At 64.4% G+C, this 16,983-nt stretch carries 19 protein-coding genes; 13 read left to right on the top strand and 6 right to left on the bottom strand.

What is annotated here, in order from left to right; genetic code table 11:
* Positions 1–2: 2 nt before the first annotated feature.
* Positions 3–662: a phosphoribosylanthranilate isomerase gene (locus FJ988_RS11300; RefSeq protein ID WP_140817497.1), complete on the bottom strand. Its 660-nt coding sequence runs from the start codon at positions 660–662 to the stop codon at positions 3–5.
* Between the two features lie 107 nt (positions 663–769).
* Between FJ988_RS11300 and FJ988_RS11295 the strand changes: the two genes are divergently transcribed.
* Positions 770–985, top strand: coding sequence for a hypothetical protein (locus FJ988_RS11295; protein ID WP_140817495.1), 216 nt, complete (start codon positions 770–772; stop codon positions 983–985).
* A 324-nt stretch (positions 986–1,309) separates the two neighbouring features.
* Here the strand turns inward: FJ988_RS11295 and FJ988_RS11290 are convergent, their stop codons facing one another.
* The 4 genes from FJ988_RS11290 to FJ988_RS11275 form a co-directional block, all read right to left on the bottom strand.
* Positions 1,310–2,068, bottom strand: a complete 759-nt coding sequence (locus FJ988_RS11290) for a M48 family metallopeptidase (protein WP_140817493.1) — start codon at positions 2,066–2,068, stop codon at positions 1,310–1,312.
* A 223-nt stretch (positions 2,069–2,291) separates the two neighbouring features.
* Entirely contained in the window at positions 2,292–2,771 is a 480-nt protein-coding gene (locus FJ988_RS11285) for a DUF2852 domain-containing protein (RefSeq protein WP_140817491.1), read from the bottom strand.
* Positions 2,772–2,887: 116 nt separating this feature from the next.
* Entirely contained in the window at positions 2,888–4,030 is a 1,143-nt protein-coding gene (locus FJ988_RS11280; protein WP_140817488.1) for a benzoate/H(+) symporter BenE family transporter, read from the bottom strand.
* 2 nt (positions 4,031–4,032) lie between these two features.
* Positions 4,033–4,803 (bottom strand): carboxylesterase, encoded by a 771-nt coding sequence (locus FJ988_RS11275; protein WP_140817486.1) that lies wholly within the window; start codon positions 4,801–4,803, stop codon positions 4,033–4,035.
* Positions 4,804–5,018: 215 nt separating this feature from the next.
* On the opposite strand from FJ988_RS11275, the gene infC reads away from it, so the two are divergent.
* The 8 genes from infC to FJ988_RS11235 all read left to right on the top strand — a co-directional run bounded on the left by infC (position 5,019) and on the right by FJ988_RS11235 (position 11,984).
* Entirely contained in the window at positions 5,019–5,555 is a 537-nt protein-coding gene (gene infC / locus FJ988_RS11270; RefSeq protein ID WP_095819095.1) for a translation initiation factor IF-3, read from the top strand.
* Between the two features lie 205 nt (positions 5,556–5,760).
* Complete coding sequence (locus tag FJ988_RS11265) at positions 5,761–6,405, top strand: isoprenylcysteine carboxylmethyltransferase family protein (RefSeq protein WP_140817483.1); 645 nt, start codon at positions 5,761–5,763, stop codon at positions 6,403–6,405.
* A gap of 195 nt (positions 6,406–6,600) precedes the next feature.
* Positions 6,601–6,804, top strand: a complete 204-nt coding sequence (rpmI, locus tag FJ988_RS11260) for a 50S ribosomal protein L35 (protein WP_027166935.1) — start codon at positions 6,601–6,603, stop codon at positions 6,802–6,804.
* A gap of 39 nt (positions 6,805–6,843) precedes the next feature.
* Entirely contained in the window at positions 6,844–7,245 is a 402-nt protein-coding gene (rplT, locus tag FJ988_RS11255) for a 50S ribosomal protein L20 (protein WP_042637600.1), read from the top strand.
* A gap of 183 nt (positions 7,246–7,428) precedes the next feature.
* Positions 7,429–8,481, top strand: a complete 1,053-nt coding sequence (gene pheS / locus FJ988_RS11250; RefSeq protein WP_246688510.1) for a phenylalanine--tRNA ligase subunit alpha — start codon at positions 7,429–7,431, stop codon at positions 8,479–8,481.
* Positions 8,478–8,930, top strand: coding sequence for a GFA family protein (locus tag FJ988_RS11245; RefSeq protein ID WP_140817478.1), 453 nt, complete (start codon positions 8,478–8,480; stop codon positions 8,928–8,930). Before pheS ends, FJ988_RS11245 begins: the two co-directional genes overlap by 4 nt.
* Positions 8,927–11,335 (top strand): phenylalanine--tRNA ligase subunit beta, encoded by a 2,409-nt coding sequence (gene pheT / locus FJ988_RS11240; protein ID WP_140817476.1) that lies wholly within the window; start codon positions 8,927–8,929, stop codon positions 11,333–11,335. The genes FJ988_RS11245 and pheT overlap by 4 nt, the downstream gene beginning before the upstream one ends.
* Positions 11,336–11,381: 46 nt before the next feature.
* Positions 11,382–11,984 carry a nucleotidyltransferase family protein gene (locus tag FJ988_RS11235; protein ID WP_140817473.1) on the top strand — a complete coding sequence of 201 codons (603 nt, stop codon included), beginning with the start codon at positions 11,382–11,384 and terminating at the stop codon, positions 11,982–11,984.
* Between the two features lie 252 nt (positions 11,985–12,236).
* On the opposite strand, the gene FJ988_RS11225 is transcribed toward FJ988_RS11235, so the two are convergent.
* Positions 12,237–13,232, bottom strand: coding sequence for an aldo/keto reductase (locus FJ988_RS11225; RefSeq protein ID WP_140817471.1), 996 nt, complete (start codon positions 13,230–13,232; stop codon positions 12,237–12,239).
* A 96-nt stretch (positions 13,233–13,328) separates the two neighbouring features.
* On the opposite strand from FJ988_RS11225, the gene FJ988_RS11220 reads away from it, so the two are divergent.
* The 4 genes from FJ988_RS11220 (at position 13,329) to FJ988_RS11205 (ending at position 16,973) form a co-directional block, all read left to right on the top strand.
* Positions 13,329–14,219: a LysR family transcriptional regulator gene (locus tag FJ988_RS11220; RefSeq protein WP_140817469.1), complete on the top strand. Its 891-nt coding sequence runs from the start codon at positions 13,329–13,331 to the stop codon at positions 14,217–14,219.
* 284 nt (positions 14,220–14,503) lie between these two features.
* Entirely contained in the window at positions 14,504–15,073 is a 570-nt protein-coding gene (locus FJ988_RS11215; RefSeq protein ID WP_140817467.1) for a cytochrome b, read from the top strand.
* Positions 15,074–15,142: 69 nt separating this feature from the next.
* Positions 15,143–15,718 carry a YceI family protein gene (locus FJ988_RS11210; RefSeq protein WP_140817465.1) on the top strand — a complete coding sequence of 192 codons (576 nt, stop codon included), beginning with the start codon at positions 15,143–15,145 and terminating at the stop codon, positions 15,716–15,718.
* Positions 15,719–15,986: 268 nt separating this feature from the next.
* On the top strand, positions 15,987–16,973 hold the full coding sequence (locus FJ988_RS11205; protein WP_140817462.1) for a Gfo/Idh/MocA family protein: 987 nt from the start codon (positions 15,987–15,989) through the stop codon (positions 16,971–16,973).
* Positions 16,974–16,983 lie beyond the last annotated feature (10 nt).

Genomic DNA, 16,983 nt, shown 5'->3' with positions numbered 1-16,983 from the left:
TTTCAGGCGGCGCGGTCGTCGCGCGCGGCCCTGACGGCCCGGAAAAACTCAACGATCAGCGCCGGATCCTTGACGCCCGGCGCACTTTCCACGCCGGACGAAACATCTATTCCGGGCGGATTGGCAAGCCTCAGGGCATCGCCGATATTGGCGGCGTTGAGTCCACCGGAAAGCATGTAATCGAGCCCGGCGTCAAGGCCGGCAAGGATGCGCCAGTCGAAGGCGACGCCGTTGCCGCCCGGCATTTGCGAGCCTTTCGGCGGCTTGGAGTCCAGCAGGAAGCGATCGGCGACACCGATAAAGGGTTTTATCCGATCGAGATCGCTTGCTTCGCTGATCGACAGTGCCTTCATCGCCGGCAGGCCGTAGCGCGCCTTGAGCTCGGCCACCCGTTCAGGGGTTTCCGAACCATGCAATTGCAGCATGTCCGGCTGCATTTTGGCGACGATCTCGTCCAGGAACGCATCATCGGCATCGACGGCGACGGCAACCGCCAGCGCCTTGCCACGCGCCGCTTCGCGCAGGCGGCCGGCCTCGGCCGGCTCGACGTAACGCGGGCTTTTGCGGAAGAAGATGAAGCCGACATGGCTGGCGCCACCGGCAAGGGCGACGGCCATCGCGGCGTCGGTCTTCAATCCGCAGATCTTGATGTCGAGCGTCATGGCGCGGGATTGGCACGAAAACCGCTAAGAGTCGAGAAAAAGCATGCTGTTGCCATGGGCACCGGAAGCGCTAGGTTTCAACTGGATAGCAGGCGGGAGCAGCGAGCATGGCCGACCCAACCGTCGCCGAACTGAAGCAGAAGATCGCGCAGGCGCGCGAGGTGATCGCGCATCTGATGGCCAAGGCCGCCTTCAACGGCGCCGAGGCGCACCGGGCGCTGGAGTATTTCAGCAGCGATGCGTTCGACCGTGATTTTTTGCCCTGGCCGCATGCCGATGAAGGGCTGCGGCCGGAGGAGTTGAATGCTGCGAATGACGATTGAGGGGCGTTCGCGAGGCGAGGCAACCGCGCCATCGTCATCCTAGGGCGGAGCAAGGAGCGACGCGACGCGGCGCAGACCCTAGGATCCATGCCGTTACATCGACCGCAGTGTGCGGCGATGGAGAACAAAACGCCGTTCCGGGACGCCTCTCATCAAGTCAAAGCAACTTCTGAACCGCTGCGGCGCTCGGACGTCACGGCATGGATACTAGGGTCTGCGCGCGTCGCTTCGCTCCTTGCTTCGCCCTAGTATGACGAAGCTGAGATGGCTCGGCTAATCTCCAGCAGTAACCGCGTTCTTCGCACTGCTGCCATCTGCCACAGCCTACTCAAACACAATCGCCTGCAGCGCCCCGCCATTGCGCTTCAGCCAGTCTTTGCAGCGGTCGGTGTCCGGACAAAGCTTCTCGCACAATTTCCAAAACTTCGGGCCGTGGTTCATCTCCTTGAGATGCGCCACCTCATGCGCCACCAGGTAGTTTATCACCGGCTGGGGCGCCATCATGATGCGCCAGGAGAAGGAGAGGTTGCCCTCCGAAGTGCATGACCCCCAGCGACTTGAGGTATCCTTGTACCTTATCGCCTTGGCCCGCTTGCCGATCGCCTCGGTGTGCTTGACCACCAGCTTCTCGATCTCCTTCTTGGCCTCGCGCTTGAGGTAATCGGCGATGCGGCGCGGCAGATGGATCCGCTCGCCATGGACGATCAGCAGTGGACCGCGCTCGTCGCGCGAGACGGTGACGGTGCCGCGCTTTGCCGGCTCATGAACGATGCGATGCGGCACGCCGCGGATCGGAATCTTGATGCCGGGCCGCACCTGCGGGCGCGCCGGCACCTTGGCCAGGCGCTGCTCCAGCCAGTCCTGGTGGCGGTCGAGGAATTTTTCCACCTCGCCGCGGCGCAGGCCGGGCGGCACGGTGACGCGCAGGCCCTGGCCGCCGGAATCGATGCGCAGCGTCAGCCGTCTGGCCCTGGCGCTTTCGACGATTTTCAGCGGCAGCGTGCGGCCGGCGACGCAATGTTCGCGCTCCACGACGGGCTTGGGCTTGGGCTTGGTCAGGTTGCGAAAGAAGCCGAGGGTCATGGGGGGACGATACGCGATTCGAAGGAAACGGCCAGTGGAGGGACGTCACACTTAGGGCGGTTCGGCTTCGACCAAAGGGCGCTGCCCCGCTCTAAGTGCTTATTTCTGCGCAATTGCGGTCGTTAACCGCTATGCACTTTTCCTGGAACTGCCTGTAGAACAAAAAAGAAACGGCGCCGCAAGATGCGACGCCGTTGATCATGCCAAGACCTGTCGCAGGATCTCAGTCGTCGAGCAGGTTGGTGCCCTTGCCGCGCTTCGGCGCCGTCTTGTCGGTCGAGCCGGTGGTGGTCGGCGCGGTATGCTTGTTGCGGTTCGCCATGAAGCGGTCGAACTCGTCCTGGTCCTTTGCGCGGCGCAGTTCGCGAGCATAATCGTCGAACTCGGTCAGCATATCGTCGAGCTTGCGGCGCTCTTCGGCCAGGCGCTCGAGTTCCTTCTCGCGCCAGTCGTCGAAAGCGACATTGCCGGTGCGGGCCGAACCGTGGCCCCAGCGGGCCGCCTTGTCGGAACCGCGGCGGCAGCCGGCGAAGATGCCGTCGGTGGCGCGGTTGACGTCGCGCTTGAAGCCATCGAGCCGGTCGCCCCAGATGATGTAGGCGAGCATGGCGAAGCCGAGCGGCCAGAACACCATGAAGCCGATGACCATCAGCGCGATGGTGGCCGGCGTCCAGGCCGGACGGATCAATGCACTCGTGTTCATTTTCTCCCAATCCTTCCGTTGGAGACAGCCAATCCGGCTGCGTGGAATCGAAATGGGAAGAGCAAATCGGCGATTCAAGACAAATCCGGCCAAAACCGGCGAAGCGCCTGAAATGATTATCGCTTTTTGAGCCTGTCGAGGAAAAGCACGGCCATGCCGGCAACCAGGCCCCAGAACGCCGCACCGACGCCGAACAGGGTGAGCCCCGAGGCTGTCACGGCGAAGGTGACGGTCGCCGGCATGCGCTCGGCCTCGTCCCTCAGCGCGATGGCCAGCGCATTGGCCAGGGACGCCATCAGCGCCAGCCCGGCGACCAGCGCGATCAGGCTCTGCGGCAGGACGGCGAAGATCGCCACCAGCGAGGCGCCGAAGATGGCGAAGACCAGATAGGCGAGCGCATAGAACGGGCCCGTCTTCCAGCGCTCGGCAGGGTCGGGATGCACGTCGGGGCCTGTGCAGATCGCCGCCGAAATCGCCGCCAGATTGGTGGTTCCGGCACCGAAGGGCGCGGTTAGCAGGGAAAACAGGCCGGTGACGCCGATCAGCGGCCCGGGTTCGGGGTCATAGCCCGCGGCGCGCAGCACGGCGAGGCCGGAAAGGTTCTGCGAGGCCATGGTGACGAGGTAGAGCGGCAGCGCCAGGCCGACGATCGCCTTGGCGGTAAACGCGGGCGCAATCAGCGTCAGCGTCGACAGTTCCGGCGCCGGCAGGCCGCCGACCCGGCCGGTGAGGAAGGCGGCAAGGCCGCCGCCGACCAGCACCGCCAGCACCGACAGCGCCGGATTGAACAGGCGGATGACGAAGAAGGCCGCGATCAGCGGCAGGATGAGCCACGGGTCCACCGGTACGGTCTTGACCGCATTGATGGCGAAGTTGACGACGATGCCGGCCAGCATGCCGGAGGCGACGGAGGCTGGAATCCGCGCCATCAGCCTGGTCAAAGGCTTGAACAGGCCGGTGGCGGTGAGCAGGACGCCGGTGACGATGAAGGCGCCGATCGCCTCCGGCATGGTGAAGCCGCTGGAGGCGGCGACCAGCGCCAGGCCAGGCGTCGACCAGGCGGTGATCACAGGCATCTTCGTGCGCCAGGACAGCCACAGGCATTCGATCGCCATCGCCAGGCAGATCGCCGTGACGCCGCTCGCGGTCTCGATCTGCGTCGCGCCGACCGCCTTGGCCGCGGCAATGACGATGGCCAGCGTGCTGCCGAAGCCGACGATCGCCGCGACGAAGGCGGATATTGGAATGGACACGCGCATCGTCAGGCGATCCGGCCAACCATGTCGCCGACTGCGCGCTTCAGCATATCGAGATCCTCGGGCCGCGACAGGCGGTGATCGCCGTCGGGGATGAGCGACAGCGTCACGTCGTCGGCGGGCAGCATCACTGCCAGCTTTAGCGCATGGGCGGAGGGCACGTCCGGATCGGCCAGGCCCTGCAGGATATGGACCGGGCAGTGGGTGTCGATCGGCCCGGTCATCACCCGGTTGGCGCGGCCGTCCTCGATCAGCGCGCGGGTGTAGATGTAAGGCTGGTCCGAATAGTCGGAGGGCTCGGCGAAGAAACCTTTTTCTTCGAGGTCGCGCCGCTGCGCGTCGGTCAGCGCCGGCTCGATCAATTCGACGGTGAAATCCGGCGCCGGTGCCAAAAGCACCAGGCCGGCGACCCGATCCTCGCCCGCCTTGTGCAGTTCCTGCGCCATTCTGAGCGCAATCCAGGCCCCCATCGAGGAACCTACGAGGATCTGCTTGCCTTCGCTGAACCGGCGAAACACGGCCAGGCTTTCAGTCAGCCATTTGGAAATGGTGCCGTCGGCGAAGTCGCCGCCCGACTCGCCATGACCGGAATAGTCGTGGCGCAGACAGGCGCGGCCCTCGGCGGCGGCCCAGGCGGCAAGCGTTTCGGCCTTGGTGCCCAGCATGTCGGACTTGTAGCCGCCCAGCCAGACGATGCCGGGCGCGGCACCCGGCGCCTGCCTGACGGCGATGCTCGACCCGTCGACATCGATGAAAACCGGAGCGCTGGCAGTCATGGGCTTTGTCCCTTCCGCCGGTCTTTTGGCACAGGCGGTGGTTCAACGAAAAGTGCTCGCGGCGTTTCTTTGCTTGGTGCAGCTAAAGCCAAGCGGACAGGTGATTTTGCAAGCGGGCTGTGCTATTGACTCACGCCCCGCGCTCACCACATAGGCGCGTCCAGCGACTTGAATTTACTGAAACCCTGAACGAAACGGCCGAGGAGACCACGACCATTCGCAGACCTTTCAAAGCAGCGGCGCCCACCAAGGACGGCCCGCGCTCCAACCGAGACATCCGGGTTCCCCGGGTCCAGCTCATCGACGCCGAAGGCCAGAACCGCGGCGATGTTTCCATCAACGACGCATTGCTGCTGGCCGAAGAGGCCGGGCTCGATCTCGTCGAGATATCGCCCAATGCGGTTCCGCCTGTCGTCAAGATCCTCGATCTCGGCAAGCTGAAATACGCCAACCAGAAGAAGGCGGCCGAGGCGCGCAAGAACCAGAAGGTCATCGAGATCAAGGAGATCAAGATGCGCCCGAACATCGACAGCCATGACTACGACACCAAGATGAAGGCCGTGCGGCGCTTCTTCGAGGAAGGCGACAAGGTCAAGCTGACGCTGCGCTTCCGCGGCCGCGAGATGGCGCATATGGAGCTCGGCATGCAGCTCCTGAACAAGGTGCGCGAGGAAGTGGCCACCATCGCCAAGGTCGAAGCCGAGCCGAAGCTCGAGGGCCGCCAGATGATGATGGTGCTGGCGCCGCGCTGACCAGGCACGCCTCTCCCTACCCGTCCGAACCGTACCGGCGCGAGGCGATCGCGCCGATCACGGTTTCGGGAGAGCAGAATTGACCTGCTCCCGCGATGTCGTGCTCTAAAATCCGCCCGAATTGCCGGGCACGGCGTGCCGACGATCGGCGGGGCGCCTGTTTTTCATCCGATCGCGGGCAAAGCAAGCGGCGATCGGATGTGCCATGGTCGATGAAGTGAAGGTCCCCACCAGCCAATTGGAAGGGCTGGGAGGATACCAGTACATGCGCCGCATCGTCATCGCGGTGCTGGTCGTGGTGCTGTTCTGCGCGCTGCTTTTCGGCCAATCGACTTTTCCGCCGGACACCTGGGTGCATGAATCGATCGAGATGTTCGGCGTGCTGCTGATCTTCCTCGGCGTTGTCGGGCGGCTGTGGTCGACGCTTTATATCGGCGGGCGCAAATCCTCCGAAGTCGTCACCGGCGGGCCTTATTCGATCACCCGCAACCCGCTCTATCTGTTCTCGACGGTGGCAGCCGCTGGCGTCGGCGCGCAGATCGGCTCGTTCACCGGCATCATCCTTTTCGCCGCGCTTTGCGCCGGCGCCTTCCATATCGTCATCCTGCGCGAGGAGAAATACCTCAAGGAAGCGCTCGGCGCGCCCTACCTGGCCTATCTCGCCAAGGTGCCGCGCTTCTTCCCCAACCTGTCGCTCTACGAAGAAGGCGACACCGGCAGCTTCAAGCCGCGCCTGCTGTTGAACACGTTGCTCGACGGGCTGGTGTTCCTGATCGCGCTCCCGGCCTTCGAGCTGATCGACGGCTTGCAGCTGTCGGGGATGCTGCCGGTGTGGTTTACGCTGCCGTAGAGGCTGCCCGTACCGCAAAGACAGCGCGTCGCACGGCGAGGTGTTGCGCACCGGCGCTGTTTGATCTATAGGACCGCCGTTCCAGAAAACCGCCCGGCAGGGCATGCCGTGGCGGTTTCATTTGCTTTTCGGGCTTTGGTCGGCCCGAAGCGAAAAAAGAAGCGCGATGGTGCGCCACCAATACGGAGTAGCAAAATGCCCAAGATGAAGACCAAATCGGCCGCCAAGAAGCGGTTCAAGATTACTGCCACCGGCAAGGTGCTGTCGGCTGCCGCCGGCAAGCGCCACGGCATGATCAAGCGTTCCAACAAGTTCATTCGCGATGCCCGCGGCACGATGGTTCTGGCTGAACCGGACGGCAAGAAGGTCATCAAGAATTTTCTGCCGAACGGCCTCTGAGCAATCGGTTTCAGGAACAGTATTTAAGGAGATCATGACATGGCACGCGTAAAGAGAGGCGTTACCGCCCACGCCAAGCACAAGAAGGTCCTGAAAGCCGCCAAGGGTTTCTACGGCCGCCGCAAGAACACCATCCGCATCGCCAAGCAGGCGGTGGAGAAGTCGCTGCAGTACGCCTACCGCGACCGCAAGAACCGCAAGCGCTCGTTCCGCGCGCTTTGGATCCAGCGCATCAACGCGGCAACGCACGAGCACGGCCTGACCTATGGCCGCTTCATCGACGGCCTCAACAAGGCCGGCATCGAGATCGACCGCAAGGTCCTGTCGGACATGGCCATCCACGAGCCGCAGGCTTTCGCCGCCCTGGTTGCCAAGGCCAAGGTCGCGCTCGAATATCTGAAGAACACCACGCCGAATGCTTTTGAGAGCGCTGTCGCCTAAGCCAGCGCTTCCCAAGCATTTTTAGGACTGATTTGGGGAACCCGCGCTGGCTCGGCTGGCGCGGGTTTTCCTTATGCCTGAACTTTCACTTTAGACGTGACTTTCACGCTCAAAGTGACAACGCAGCGAGTTTTGACCGTGAACGACGCAACCATTGGCCTTGATACACTCGAAAATTCCCTGATGGCCGAAATCGCTTCGGCCGCCGACGAGCCGGCGATCGAGGCGGTGCGCGTCTCGGCGCTGGGCAAGAAGGGCTCGGTCTCCGAAATGTTGAAGACGCTGGGCGCGATGAGCGCGGAGGAGCGGCAGGTGAAGGGGCCGGCAATCAACGGCCTGAAGAACCGCGTCACCGAGGCGCTGACGGCGCGCAAGGCGGAGCTGAAGGATGTCGCGATCGCCGCCAGGCTCGCGGCCGAGAAGGTCGACGTCACGCTGCCGGTGCGCCAGTCGCCGGCCGAGCGCGGCCGCATCCATCCGATCAGCCAGGTGATCGACGAGATCGCGGCGATCTTCGGCGATCTCGGCTTCGCCATCGCCGAAGGCCCAGATATCGAGTCCGACTATTACAATTTCACCGCGCTGAATTTCCCGGAAGGGCATCCGGCGCGCGAGATGCACGATACCTTCTTTTTCCAGCCGGACGAAAAGGGCGAGCGCAAGCTGTTGCGCACGCACACTTCGCCCGTGCAGATCCGCACCATGGAGAAGCAGAAGCCGCCGATCCGCATCGTCATCCCCGGCAAGACTTACCGGCAAGATTCGGACGCCACGCACTCACCGATGTTCCATCAGGTCGAGGGCCTGGTGGTCGACAAAACAGCCAATGTCGCCAACATGAAGTGGGTGCTGGAGGAGTTCTGCAAGGCCTTCTTCGAGGTGCCTTCGGTCAAGATGCGCTTCCGCCCGTCCTTCTTCCCGTTCACCGAGCCAAGCCTCGAGGTCGACATCCAGTGCGACCGCTCGCGTCCGGGCGAAGTGCGCTTCGGCGAGGGCTCCGACTGGATGGAGATCCTCGGCTGCGGCATGGTGCACCCGAATGTGCTGCGCGCCGGCGGGCTCGATCCCGACGAATATCAAGGCTTTGCCTGGGGCATGGGCATCGACCGCATCGCCATGCTGAAATACGGCATGCCGGACCTGCGCGCCTTCTTCGACGCGGATGTGCGCTGGCTGTCGCATTACGGCTTCAGGCCGCTCGACCTCCCGACATTGTTCGGAGGCCTTTCCGCATGACGGCGCCGCACACCGGCGGCTGCCGTTGCGGCGCCGTGCGGTTCGAGGCCTCGGCCGAGCCGCATCACGTCAGCTATTGCCATTGCGGCGATTGCCGGCGCGCCAGCGGCGCGCCGGTGTCGGCCTTTGTCGGCTTCCTGGCCGACCAGGTCGCGCTCAACGGCAAGTCGCTGAAGGCCTACCGCAACGGTCCGGTGGAGCGCACATTCTGCGGCATTTGCGGCTCGCCGATCGCCTATAGCGACAAGCGGCTCGACAACCAGATCTATTTCATGCTCGGCGCCATGGACATGCCGGCCTATTTCAGGCCAACCGTGCATGCGCATGTGCGCGAGCAACTGCCCTTCCTGCACATGCCCGACGCCTTGCCGCGCGAGCTGAAGACCAGCGTCCCCAGACCTGGCGAACAAAGACCCGAAGAACCAATATCCGACGGAATCCAGTCATGAAATTCACCCTCTCCTGGCTCAAGGACCATCTCGAGACCGACGCCTCGCTTGCCGAGATCGTCGAGCGGCTGACCGCGATCGGCCTCGAAGTCGAGCATGTCGACGACAAGGCCGGCCTGAAGCCCTTCGTCATCGCCAAGGTGCTGACCGCCGTGCAGCATCCCGACGCCGACCGGCTGCGGGTGCTGACCGTCGACACCGGCGACGGCAAGCCGCCTGTGCAGGTCGTTTGCGGCGCGCCGAACGCCCGCGCCGGCCTGATCGGCGCCTTCGCCGCGCCCGGCACCTACGTTCCAGGCATCGATGTGACGCTCTCGGTCGGCAAGATCCGCGGCGTCGAAAGCCATGGCATGATGTGCTCCGAGCGCGAGCTGGAAATCTCCGACGAACATAACGGCATCATCGACCTGCCCAAAGACGCGCCGGTCGGCACCAGCTTCGCGGCCTACGCGCATCTCGACGATCCGGTCATCGAGATCAACCTGACGCCGAACCGGCCGGACGCGACCAGCGTCTACGGCATCGCGCGCGACCTCGCGGCGAGCGGGCTCGGTCGGCTGACCGGGGGCGGGATCATGCCGCATGCCGGCGGGGGCCTCTGCCCGGTCAAGGTGACGATCGAGGCGCCGGAGCTCTGCCCCGGCTTCGCGCTGACGCTGGTCAAAGGCGTGAAAAACGGCCCTTCGCCGAAATGGCTGCAGCAGCGGCTGATCGCCATTGGTCTCAGGCCGATCAGCGCGCTGGTCGACATCACCAACTACGTCACCTTCGACCGCGGCCGGCCGCTGCATGTGTTCGATGCCAAGAAGGTCGCCGGCAACCTCGTGGTCCGCCGCGCCAGGGACGGCGAGAAGGTGATGGCGCTGGACGGCCGCGAATACACGCTGACGCCGGAGATGTGCGTGATCGCCGACGACAATGGCGTCGAATCGATCGCCGGCATCATGGGCGGCGAGCATTCGGGCTGTGACGAGAGCACCACCGACGTGCTGATCGAATCGGCGCTCTGGGACCCGATCACCACGGCCCGCACCGGCCGCGCGCTCGGCATCATCACCGACGCGCGCTACCGCTTCGAGCGCGGTGTCGATCCCGAATTCATGGTGCCGGGCGTCGAACTGGCGACCAAGCTGGTACTCGATTTCTGCGGCGGCACGCCGTCGGAGATCGATGGGGCCGGCTATGCCGGCCACAAGGCGAAAATCGTCTCCTTCCCGCTGTCGGAAGTGAAGCGGCTGACCGGCATCGAGGTGCCGCGAGAAGAGGCGCTCGACATCCTGACCCGGCTCGGCTTCGAGCCGAAAGGCTCGGGCGAGATCGTCAAGGTGACGGTGCCGTCCTGGCGGCCGGATGTCGACGGCAAGGCCGACCTCGTCGAAGAGGTGATGCGCATCCACGGCGTCGATAACATCGCGCCGCAGCCGCTGACCTCGCATGACGCGGTCAACGGCAGGATACTGACCACGCTGCAGGTGCGCACCCGTTCCGCCAAGCGCGCGCTGGCCGTGCGCGGCATGATGGAAGCCGTCACCTGGTCGTTCATCCCGGCAAAGCATGCCGAACTGTTCGGCGGCGGCCAGACGGCGCTGAAGCTCGCCAACCCGATCGCCGCCGACATGTCCGACATGCGGCCTTCGCTGCTGCCCGGGCTGATTGCCGCCGCGCAGCGCAATGCCGACAGGGGTATCGGCGACGTGGCGCTGTTCGAGGTTTCCGGCACCTATGAGGGCGATGCGCCCGAACAGCAGCGGCGCGTCGCCGCCGGTGTCAGGCGCGGCACGGCCAAGCTTGACGGTTCCGGCCGCAGCTGGGCCGGCAATGCCGGGTCGGTCGGCGTGTTCGACGCCAAGGCGGATGCGATCGCAGCACTCGAAGCCTGCGGCGCGCCGGTCGACCGGCTGCAGATCGAGCCCGGCGGCCCGGCCTGGTATCATCCGGGACGTTCCGGCACGATCAAGCTCGGCCCGAAGACCGTGCTCGGCACCTTCGGCGAGTTCCATCCGAGGACGCTGGAGGCGCTCGACGCTTCCGGGCCGATCTGCGGCTTCGAGGTCTTTGTCGACGCCGTGCCGGAGCCGAAGGCCAAGCCGACGCGCACCAAGCCGAAGCTGGAGCTGTCGCCCTTCCAGGCGGTGAAACGCGATTTCGCCTTCGTCGTCGACCGGGCGGTCGAGGCCGGCACGCTGGTGCGGGCAGCGCTCGCGGCCGACAAGAAGCTGGTCACCGGCGTCTCGGTGTTCGACGTCTTCGAGGGTGCGGCGCTCGGCGAAGCCAAGAAGTCGATCGCCATCGAGGTCTCGATCCAGCCGGTCGAGAAGACCTTGACCGACGAGGATTTCGAGGCGCTGGCCAAGCGCATCGTCGAGAACGTCAACAAGCAGACCGGCGGCGTGCTGCGCGCCTAAAGAATTCAGAATTGCGGAACGATGGCGAATCGCCGTCCAAAGGGCGATGGACCATCTCCGCTATTCCGGCCTGCCCTTCGAAGACCAGCGTGCGGCGTTCCTCGCCATCGTCGCGGCTGACCCGCTGCTCGGCGAAACGCTGGCGCGGGTGCGCGAGCTTGCCTTGCCGGACTGGCTGGTGGTCTCCGGCGCGCTCTACAACAGCGTCTGGAACCACCTGACCAGCAAGCCGCCGGGCTACGGCATCAAGGATGTCGACCTGTTCTATTTCGACGACGCCGATCTTTCCTACGAGGCCGAGGACGCCGTGATCCGCCGGGCGGCGGTGCATTTCGAAGGGCTGAAACTCCCGGTCGAGGTGCGCAACCAGGCGCGGGTTCATCTGTGGTATCCGGTGAAATTCGGGCGGGAGTGCCCGCGTTATACGAGCTCGAGTGAATCGGTGAGCTGTTTTGCCTCGAAGACGCATGCGGTCGGAGTGCGGTATGGCGCTGATGGGCAATTGGAGCTGGTGGCGCCGTTTGGGCTGGATGACCTGTTCTCGTTTCGGATCACGCCCAACCGGGTGATGGACAATCAGCGGACGCATGAGGCGAAGGGCGCGCGGGCGCGGGCGTGCTGGCCGGAGATTGAGGTGGTGCCTTGGTAGGGCGCGGAGAGAGGATACGTCGGCGCGAGGCCCCCCTCTCTGCCCTGCCGGGCATCTCCCCCTCAAGGGGGGAGATTGGCAGCTTCGGCGCCTCGCTCTTTCTTACTACGTTGGTGATTGGCGAAAGCCGTGGCGACATCTGATCTCCCCCCTTGAGGGGGAGATGGCCGGCAGGCCAGAGAGGGGGGCCTCGCGCCAACCTTTCAACAAAAGGGGCGCCGAAGCGCGCCCCTTTCCATTTCAAGGGCGTGCCTACCCATTCACCAGCGCCAGCAATTCCTCCGTATAGCGCTTGCCGACCACCTTGTCCGGCGACAGCGCATCGCCGATCGCGGCAACCTCGGCCGCACTCAGCTCAATTCCTGCCGCCGCCGTGTTCTGCTCCAAATGCCGCATCTTCCTCGCCCCCGGGATCGGCACGATGAAATCGCCCTGGTGCAGCACCCAGGCGAGCGCCAGCTGCGCCGAGGTCACGCCCTTTTCGGTCGCCATCTTCTCCAGCACGGCGATGACGGCGTTGTTGGCTGCCATCGCCTCGGCCTGGAAGCGCGGCAGCGTGCGGCGCCAGTCGCCGGCGCCGAGCGCATCGGGTTTGGCCATCGTGCCGGTGAGCAGGCCGCGGCCGAGCGGGCTGTAGGGCACGAAGCCGATGCCGAACTCGCGGCAGATATCGAACACCTCATCCTCGGGATCGCGGGTCCACAGCGAATATTCGCTCTGCACGGCGGCGATCGGATGCACGGCATGCGCCCGGCGCAAGGTCGCGCCGCTGACTTCCGAGAGGCCCAGCGCCCGGACCTTGCCTTCGCGCACCAGCTCGGCCATGGCGCCGACCGTGTCCTCGATCGGCACGGTGGGGTCGACGCGGTGCTGGTAATAGAGGTCGATGACATCGGTATCGAGCCGCTTCAGCGAGGCTTCGGCCACCGCCTTGACATGCTCGGGCCGGCTGTCGACGCCGACCATGCGCTCCATGCCCGAGCCTTCTTCCGAAATCTTGAAGCCGAATTTGGTGGCGATGGTCACCTTGTCACGCACCGGCTTCAGCGCCTTGCCGAGCAGGATCTCGTTCTCGAACGGACCATAGACTTCGGCCGTATCGAAAAAAGTCACCCCGATCTCGACGGCGCGGCGCAGCGTGGCGATAGCTTCCGCCTCCGGTTGGCCGCCATAGCCGAAGCTCATGCCCATGCAGCCGAGGCCGACGGGGAAGACTTCGAGTTCAGTTCCTAGTTTGCGGGTTTGCATGGCGCATCTCCTTGTTGCGATGGGCAGGAGATAGCGCCCCGCCTTCCGTTCGATAATCCTGTCAGTTTTGCACGACTTGATCTATAAAATAGAACAATGAACCGAACCAACCTCTCGCAGCTCACCGTGCTGGCCACCGTCGCCCAATGCGCCAGCTTCCGCCGCGCAGCGCGCGAGCTGGGCATCGCGCCTTCGGCGGTCAGCCACGCTGTATCGAGCCTGGAGGCGCGGCTCGGCGTGCGGCTGCTCGCCCGCAGCACACGCAGCGTCGCGCCGACCGAGGAAGGCGCGCAACTGCTGGAGCGGCTGCGGCCGGCACTGTCCGAGATCGACCTGGCGCTGGAGACGGCGGTCGAGGCGCGCGACCGGCCGGCCGGCAATCTCAGGTTGACCGTGCCGCGCACCGCCGCGCATCTGGTGCTGACGCCACGGCTCGCGGCCTTTGCCGCCGCCTATCCCGACATCGTGCTGGAGATCGTCATCGAGGATCGTTTCACCGACGTGGTCGAAGGCGGCTTCGATGCCGGCGTGCGGCTCGGCGAGAGCCTGCAGCGCGACATGATCGCGGTGCGCATCGGGCCGGACATCCGCGGCGCGGTGGTCGCCGCGCCATCCTATTTCGCTTCCATGCCGAAGCCGCGCCATCCGCGCGACCTCGCGGACCACCGCTGCATCCGCTTCCGCTTCTCCAGCGGCATCCTCTACCGCTGGGAGTTCGAGAAAGACGGCGAAGAGATCGAGATCGCGGTGGAAGGGCCGCTGATCCTCGACGAGGACCATCTGATCGCGCAGGCAGCGGTCGACGGCGCCGGGCTCGCCTTCGTGTTCGAGCCCTATGTCAGCGCGCCGCTCGCCGACGGAAGACTGATCCGCGTGATGGAGGACTGGTGCCCGACCTTCGAGGGGTTCTTCGTCTATTATCCCAGCCGCAGGCAGATGCGGCCTGCGCTCAGGGCGTTTGTGGATTTCTTCAAGGTGACAGCTTAGCCTGCGGCAAACCACGCTTGAGACGCGTTGGGTAAAAAATACCAGCGTCAGCGCTGCCCCTCATCTGCCTGCCGGCATCTTCTCCCCGTAAACGGGGCGAAGGGGCTGTCGTCGCCGCTTTCGCCAATCGCCAGCGTTGGAGCATGGGCGCCGGCATCGCGGCCAGCCCCTTTCGCCCCGTTTACGGGGAGAAATGCCCGGCAGGGCAAAGAGGGGCGGCGCCGGCGTCTGAAATTGGCTTGCGTCTCTCGGAAGAAAGCCCATCTCGACGACGTTTTTTCACCATGCAGCCCCTCACCAACACCCCCACCCGCTATGGCTGGCCGACGATCATCCTGCACTGGCTGATTGGCATCCTCTTCATCGGCCAGTTCGCGCTCGGCTATGTCATGGTGCGCACGACCAGCCAGCGCACGTCCTTCGAGCTGATCCAGCTGCACAAATCCTTCGGCTTCCTGCTGCTCGGGCTGATCATACTGCGCATCGCCTGGCGGCTCGGCAATGCGGCGCCGGCACTGCCTCCCTCGGTCGGCATGCTGGAACGCAAGACCGCGCCGTTGGCGCATTTCGCGCTGTATGCTTTCCAGGTTGCGCTGCCGTTGTCCGGCTGGGCGCTGGTGTCGGTGTCGACGCTGGAAATCCCGACCATGCCGTTCAACCTGTTCGTCATGCCCGACCTGCCGATGGGCGAGTCGGACGCCGCTGAAAGCTTCTGGACGGCCGCGCACTGGTATCTCGCCTATGCCGGCATCGCGCTGGTGGCGCTGCATGTCCTTGCAGCACTTCGCCATCATTTCCTGCTGCGCGACGGCGTGCTGAGGCGCATGATCACACCTTCGTCAGCCGGGGAATAGACCAGGCCCATCATTCGTTGACGGGGCGAGATGACAGCAATGCGCTGCCTCAGGATAAGGACCACTCCCATGCATGCGCGTATATTCGGATTGGCGGCTTTTGCCGCTTGCCTTGTCATGCCTGTCTACGCCGCAGTTGCCCTCAGCGATGCCGCCGGCAGCTATACGATCAGCCCCTCGGGCTCCTCGATCCGCTTCACCATCGGCAAGGCCGGCGGCGGCGGTTTCGACGGCGCCTTCGGCCGCTTCAAAGGCACGATCCGCATCGACAATGGCGATGTCGGCCGCTCGAAGGTCGACCTCACCATCTATCCCGAAAGCGTCGGCACCGGGCAGGGCCGCATCGACGCCTTCCTGCGTTCCGACGCGGTGTTCGACGCCGCCAACAGCCCGGAAATCCAGTTCCGCTCGACCAGCGTGACCCGCACCGGCGACACGACAGCCGTGGTGACCGGACGGCTGACGGCGCGCGGCAAGACGTTTTCGGAGAAATTCACCGCCGAGCTCGGCGGGCTGAAGGGCGGAACGATCAAGTTCCGCGTCACCGGCAAGGTGCTGAGGTCACGCTACGGCATGGATGTCGGCACGCCGCTCTATTCCAATATCGTCGATTTCGACATGACGCTGACGGGCAAGCGGGGTTAGTTCCAAGCGCCGCCTCCTCGGGTTCGTCATCCTAGGGCGAAGCAAGGAGCGAAGCGACGCGCGCAGACCCTAGGATCCATTCCGTGACGCTAAGGCGTTGCAACGGTTACAGAATTCTGCACCGTTGCACTTTAGGTCATAGGTCACGGCATGGATCCTCGGGTCAAGCCCGAGGATGACGAAGGTGCTTTATGGCCCGCGTCTCGCATTGGCTTTTCTCCGGATTTGGGGCACACCTCCATCGATGTAATCGACATGGAGATGCGTGATGTTCCGTTGGGGTGTTCTGTCGACGGCCAAGATCGGCCGCGAGCAGCTTTTGCCGGCGATCGTGGAGTCGGAAAACGGTATCTTGTCGGCGATCGCCAGCCGCGACCTTTCGAAGGCAAAGGCGCTGGGCGAACGGTTCGGCGCCCGCCATGCTTTCGGCTCCTATGAGGAACTGCTCGCCTCTCCGGAGATCGACGGCGTCTACATCCCGCTGCCGACCTCGCAGCATGTCGAATGGACGGCGAAGGCGATCGAGGCGGGAAAACATGTGCTGGTGGAGAAGCCTCTCGCGCTCGACGCCAAGGACATTCTGCCGCTGATCAAGCTGCGCGACCAAAAGAAAGTGCTGGTCTGCGAAGCCTTCATGGTCACCTACCACCCGCAATGGATCAAGGTGCGCGACCTGATCGCCGCCGGTGCCATCGGCCGGCTGCGCCACGTGCAGGGCGCGTTTTCCTATTACAATGTCGACCCTAAGAACATGCGCAACCAGCTCGATCTCGGCGGCGGCGCGCTGCCCGATATCGGCGTCTATCCGACGGTGTCGACGCGTTTTTCGACCGGCAAGGAACCGATCCGCGTGCAGGCGACGATCGAGCGCGACAAGACCTTCGGCACCGACATCTACTCCTCGATCCGCGCCGATTTCGGCGACTTCGAGCTGTCCTTCTATCTGTCGACGCAGATGGCGGCGCGCCAGGTGATGGTGTTCCATGGCGAGGAGGGTTTCATCGAAGTGTTCGGACCGTTCAATGCCGGGCTCTACGAGCATCACCGCATCGAACTGCACAACCAGAACCACACCGAGGCGCAGGTGTTCCGCTTCCCCGGCACGCAGCAGTACCGGTTGGAATGCGAAGCCTTCGTGCGCGCAGCCCAGGGCGGCAAGGACCACGTCTTCACGCTGGAGGAATCGGTGCTCAACCAGAAGGTCATCGACGCCATCTTCCGCGCCGGCGAAAAGGACGGCTGGGAAGCCGTCTGACACTCGCAAT

The sequence above is a fragment of the Mesorhizobium sp. CU3 genome, from assembly GCF_006442965.1.
In the GTDB taxonomy this organism is placed as follows: domain Bacteria; phylum Pseudomonadota; class Alphaproteobacteria; order Rhizobiales; family Rhizobiaceae; genus Mesorhizobium.
This window is presented reverse-complemented; position numbering and strand designations above follow the sequence as displayed.

What these genes read in the sequence shown, in the direction of transcription:
- FJ988_RS11300 (WP_140817497.1), bottom strand. Translation starts at nt 662, where the DNA reads ATGACGCTCGACATCAAGATCTGCGGATTGAAGACCGACGCCGCGATG.
- FJ988_RS11295 (WP_140817495.1), top strand. Translation starts at nt 770, where the DNA reads ATGGCCGACCCAACCGTCGCCGAACTGAAGCAGAAGATCGCGCAGGCG.
- FJ988_RS11290 (WP_140817493.1), bottom strand. Translation starts at nt 2,068, where the DNA reads ATGACCCTCGGCTTCTTTCGCAACCTGACCAAGCCCAAGCCCAAGCCC.
- FJ988_RS11285 (WP_140817491.1), bottom strand. Translation starts at nt 2,771, where the DNA reads ATGAACACGAGTGCATTGATCCGTCCGGCCTGGACGCCGGCCACCATC.
- FJ988_RS11280 (WP_140817488.1), bottom strand. Translation starts at nt 4,030, where the DNA reads ATGCGCGTGTCCATTCCAATATCCGCCTTCGTCGCGGCGATCGTCGGC.
- FJ988_RS11275 (WP_140817486.1), bottom strand. Translation starts at nt 4,803, where the DNA reads ATGACTGCCAGCGCTCCGGTTTTCATCGATGTCGACGGGTCGAGCATC.
- FJ988_RS11265 (WP_140817483.1), top strand. Translation starts at nt 5,761, where the DNA reads ATGGTCGATGAAGTGAAGGTCCCCACCAGCCAATTGGAAGGGCTGGGA.
- rpmI (WP_027166935.1), top strand. Translation starts at nt 6,601, where the DNA reads ATGCCCAAGATGAAGACCAAATCGGCCGCCAAGAAGCGGTTCAAGATT.
- rplT (WP_042637600.1), top strand. Translation starts at nt 6,844, where the DNA reads ATGGCACGCGTAAAGAGAGGCGTTACCGCCCACGCCAAGCACAAGAAG.
- pheS (WP_246688510.1), top strand. Translation starts at nt 7,429, where the DNA reads ATGGCCGAAATCGCTTCGGCCGCCGACGAGCCGGCGATCGAGGCGGTG.
- FJ988_RS11245 (WP_140817478.1), top strand. Translation starts at nt 8,478, where the DNA reads ATGACGGCGCCGCACACCGGCGGCTGCCGTTGCGGCGCCGTGCGGTTC.
- pheT (WP_140817476.1), top strand. Translation starts at nt 8,927, where the DNA reads ATGAAATTCACCCTCTCCTGGCTCAAGGACCATCTCGAGACCGACGCC.
- FJ988_RS11235 (WP_140817473.1), top strand. Translation starts at nt 11,382, where the DNA reads ATGGACCATCTCCGCTATTCCGGCCTGCCCTTCGAAGACCAGCGTGCG.
- FJ988_RS11225 (WP_140817471.1), bottom strand. Translation starts at nt 13,232, where the DNA reads ATGCAAACCCGCAAACTAGGAACTGAACTCGAAGTCTTCCCCGTCGGC.
- FJ988_RS11220 (WP_140817469.1), top strand. Translation starts at nt 13,329, where the DNA reads ATGAACCGAACCAACCTCTCGCAGCTCACCGTGCTGGCCACCGTCGCC.
- FJ988_RS11215 (WP_140817467.1), top strand. Translation starts at nt 14,504, where the DNA reads ATGCAGCCCCTCACCAACACCCCCACCCGCTATGGCTGGCCGACGATC.
- FJ988_RS11210 (WP_140817465.1), top strand. Translation starts at nt 15,143, where the DNA reads ATGCATGCGCGTATATTCGGATTGGCGGCTTTTGCCGCTTGCCTTGTC.
- FJ988_RS11205 (WP_140817462.1), top strand. Translation starts at nt 15,987, where the DNA reads ATGTTCCGTTGGGGTGTTCTGTCGACGGCCAAGATCGGCCGCGAGCAG.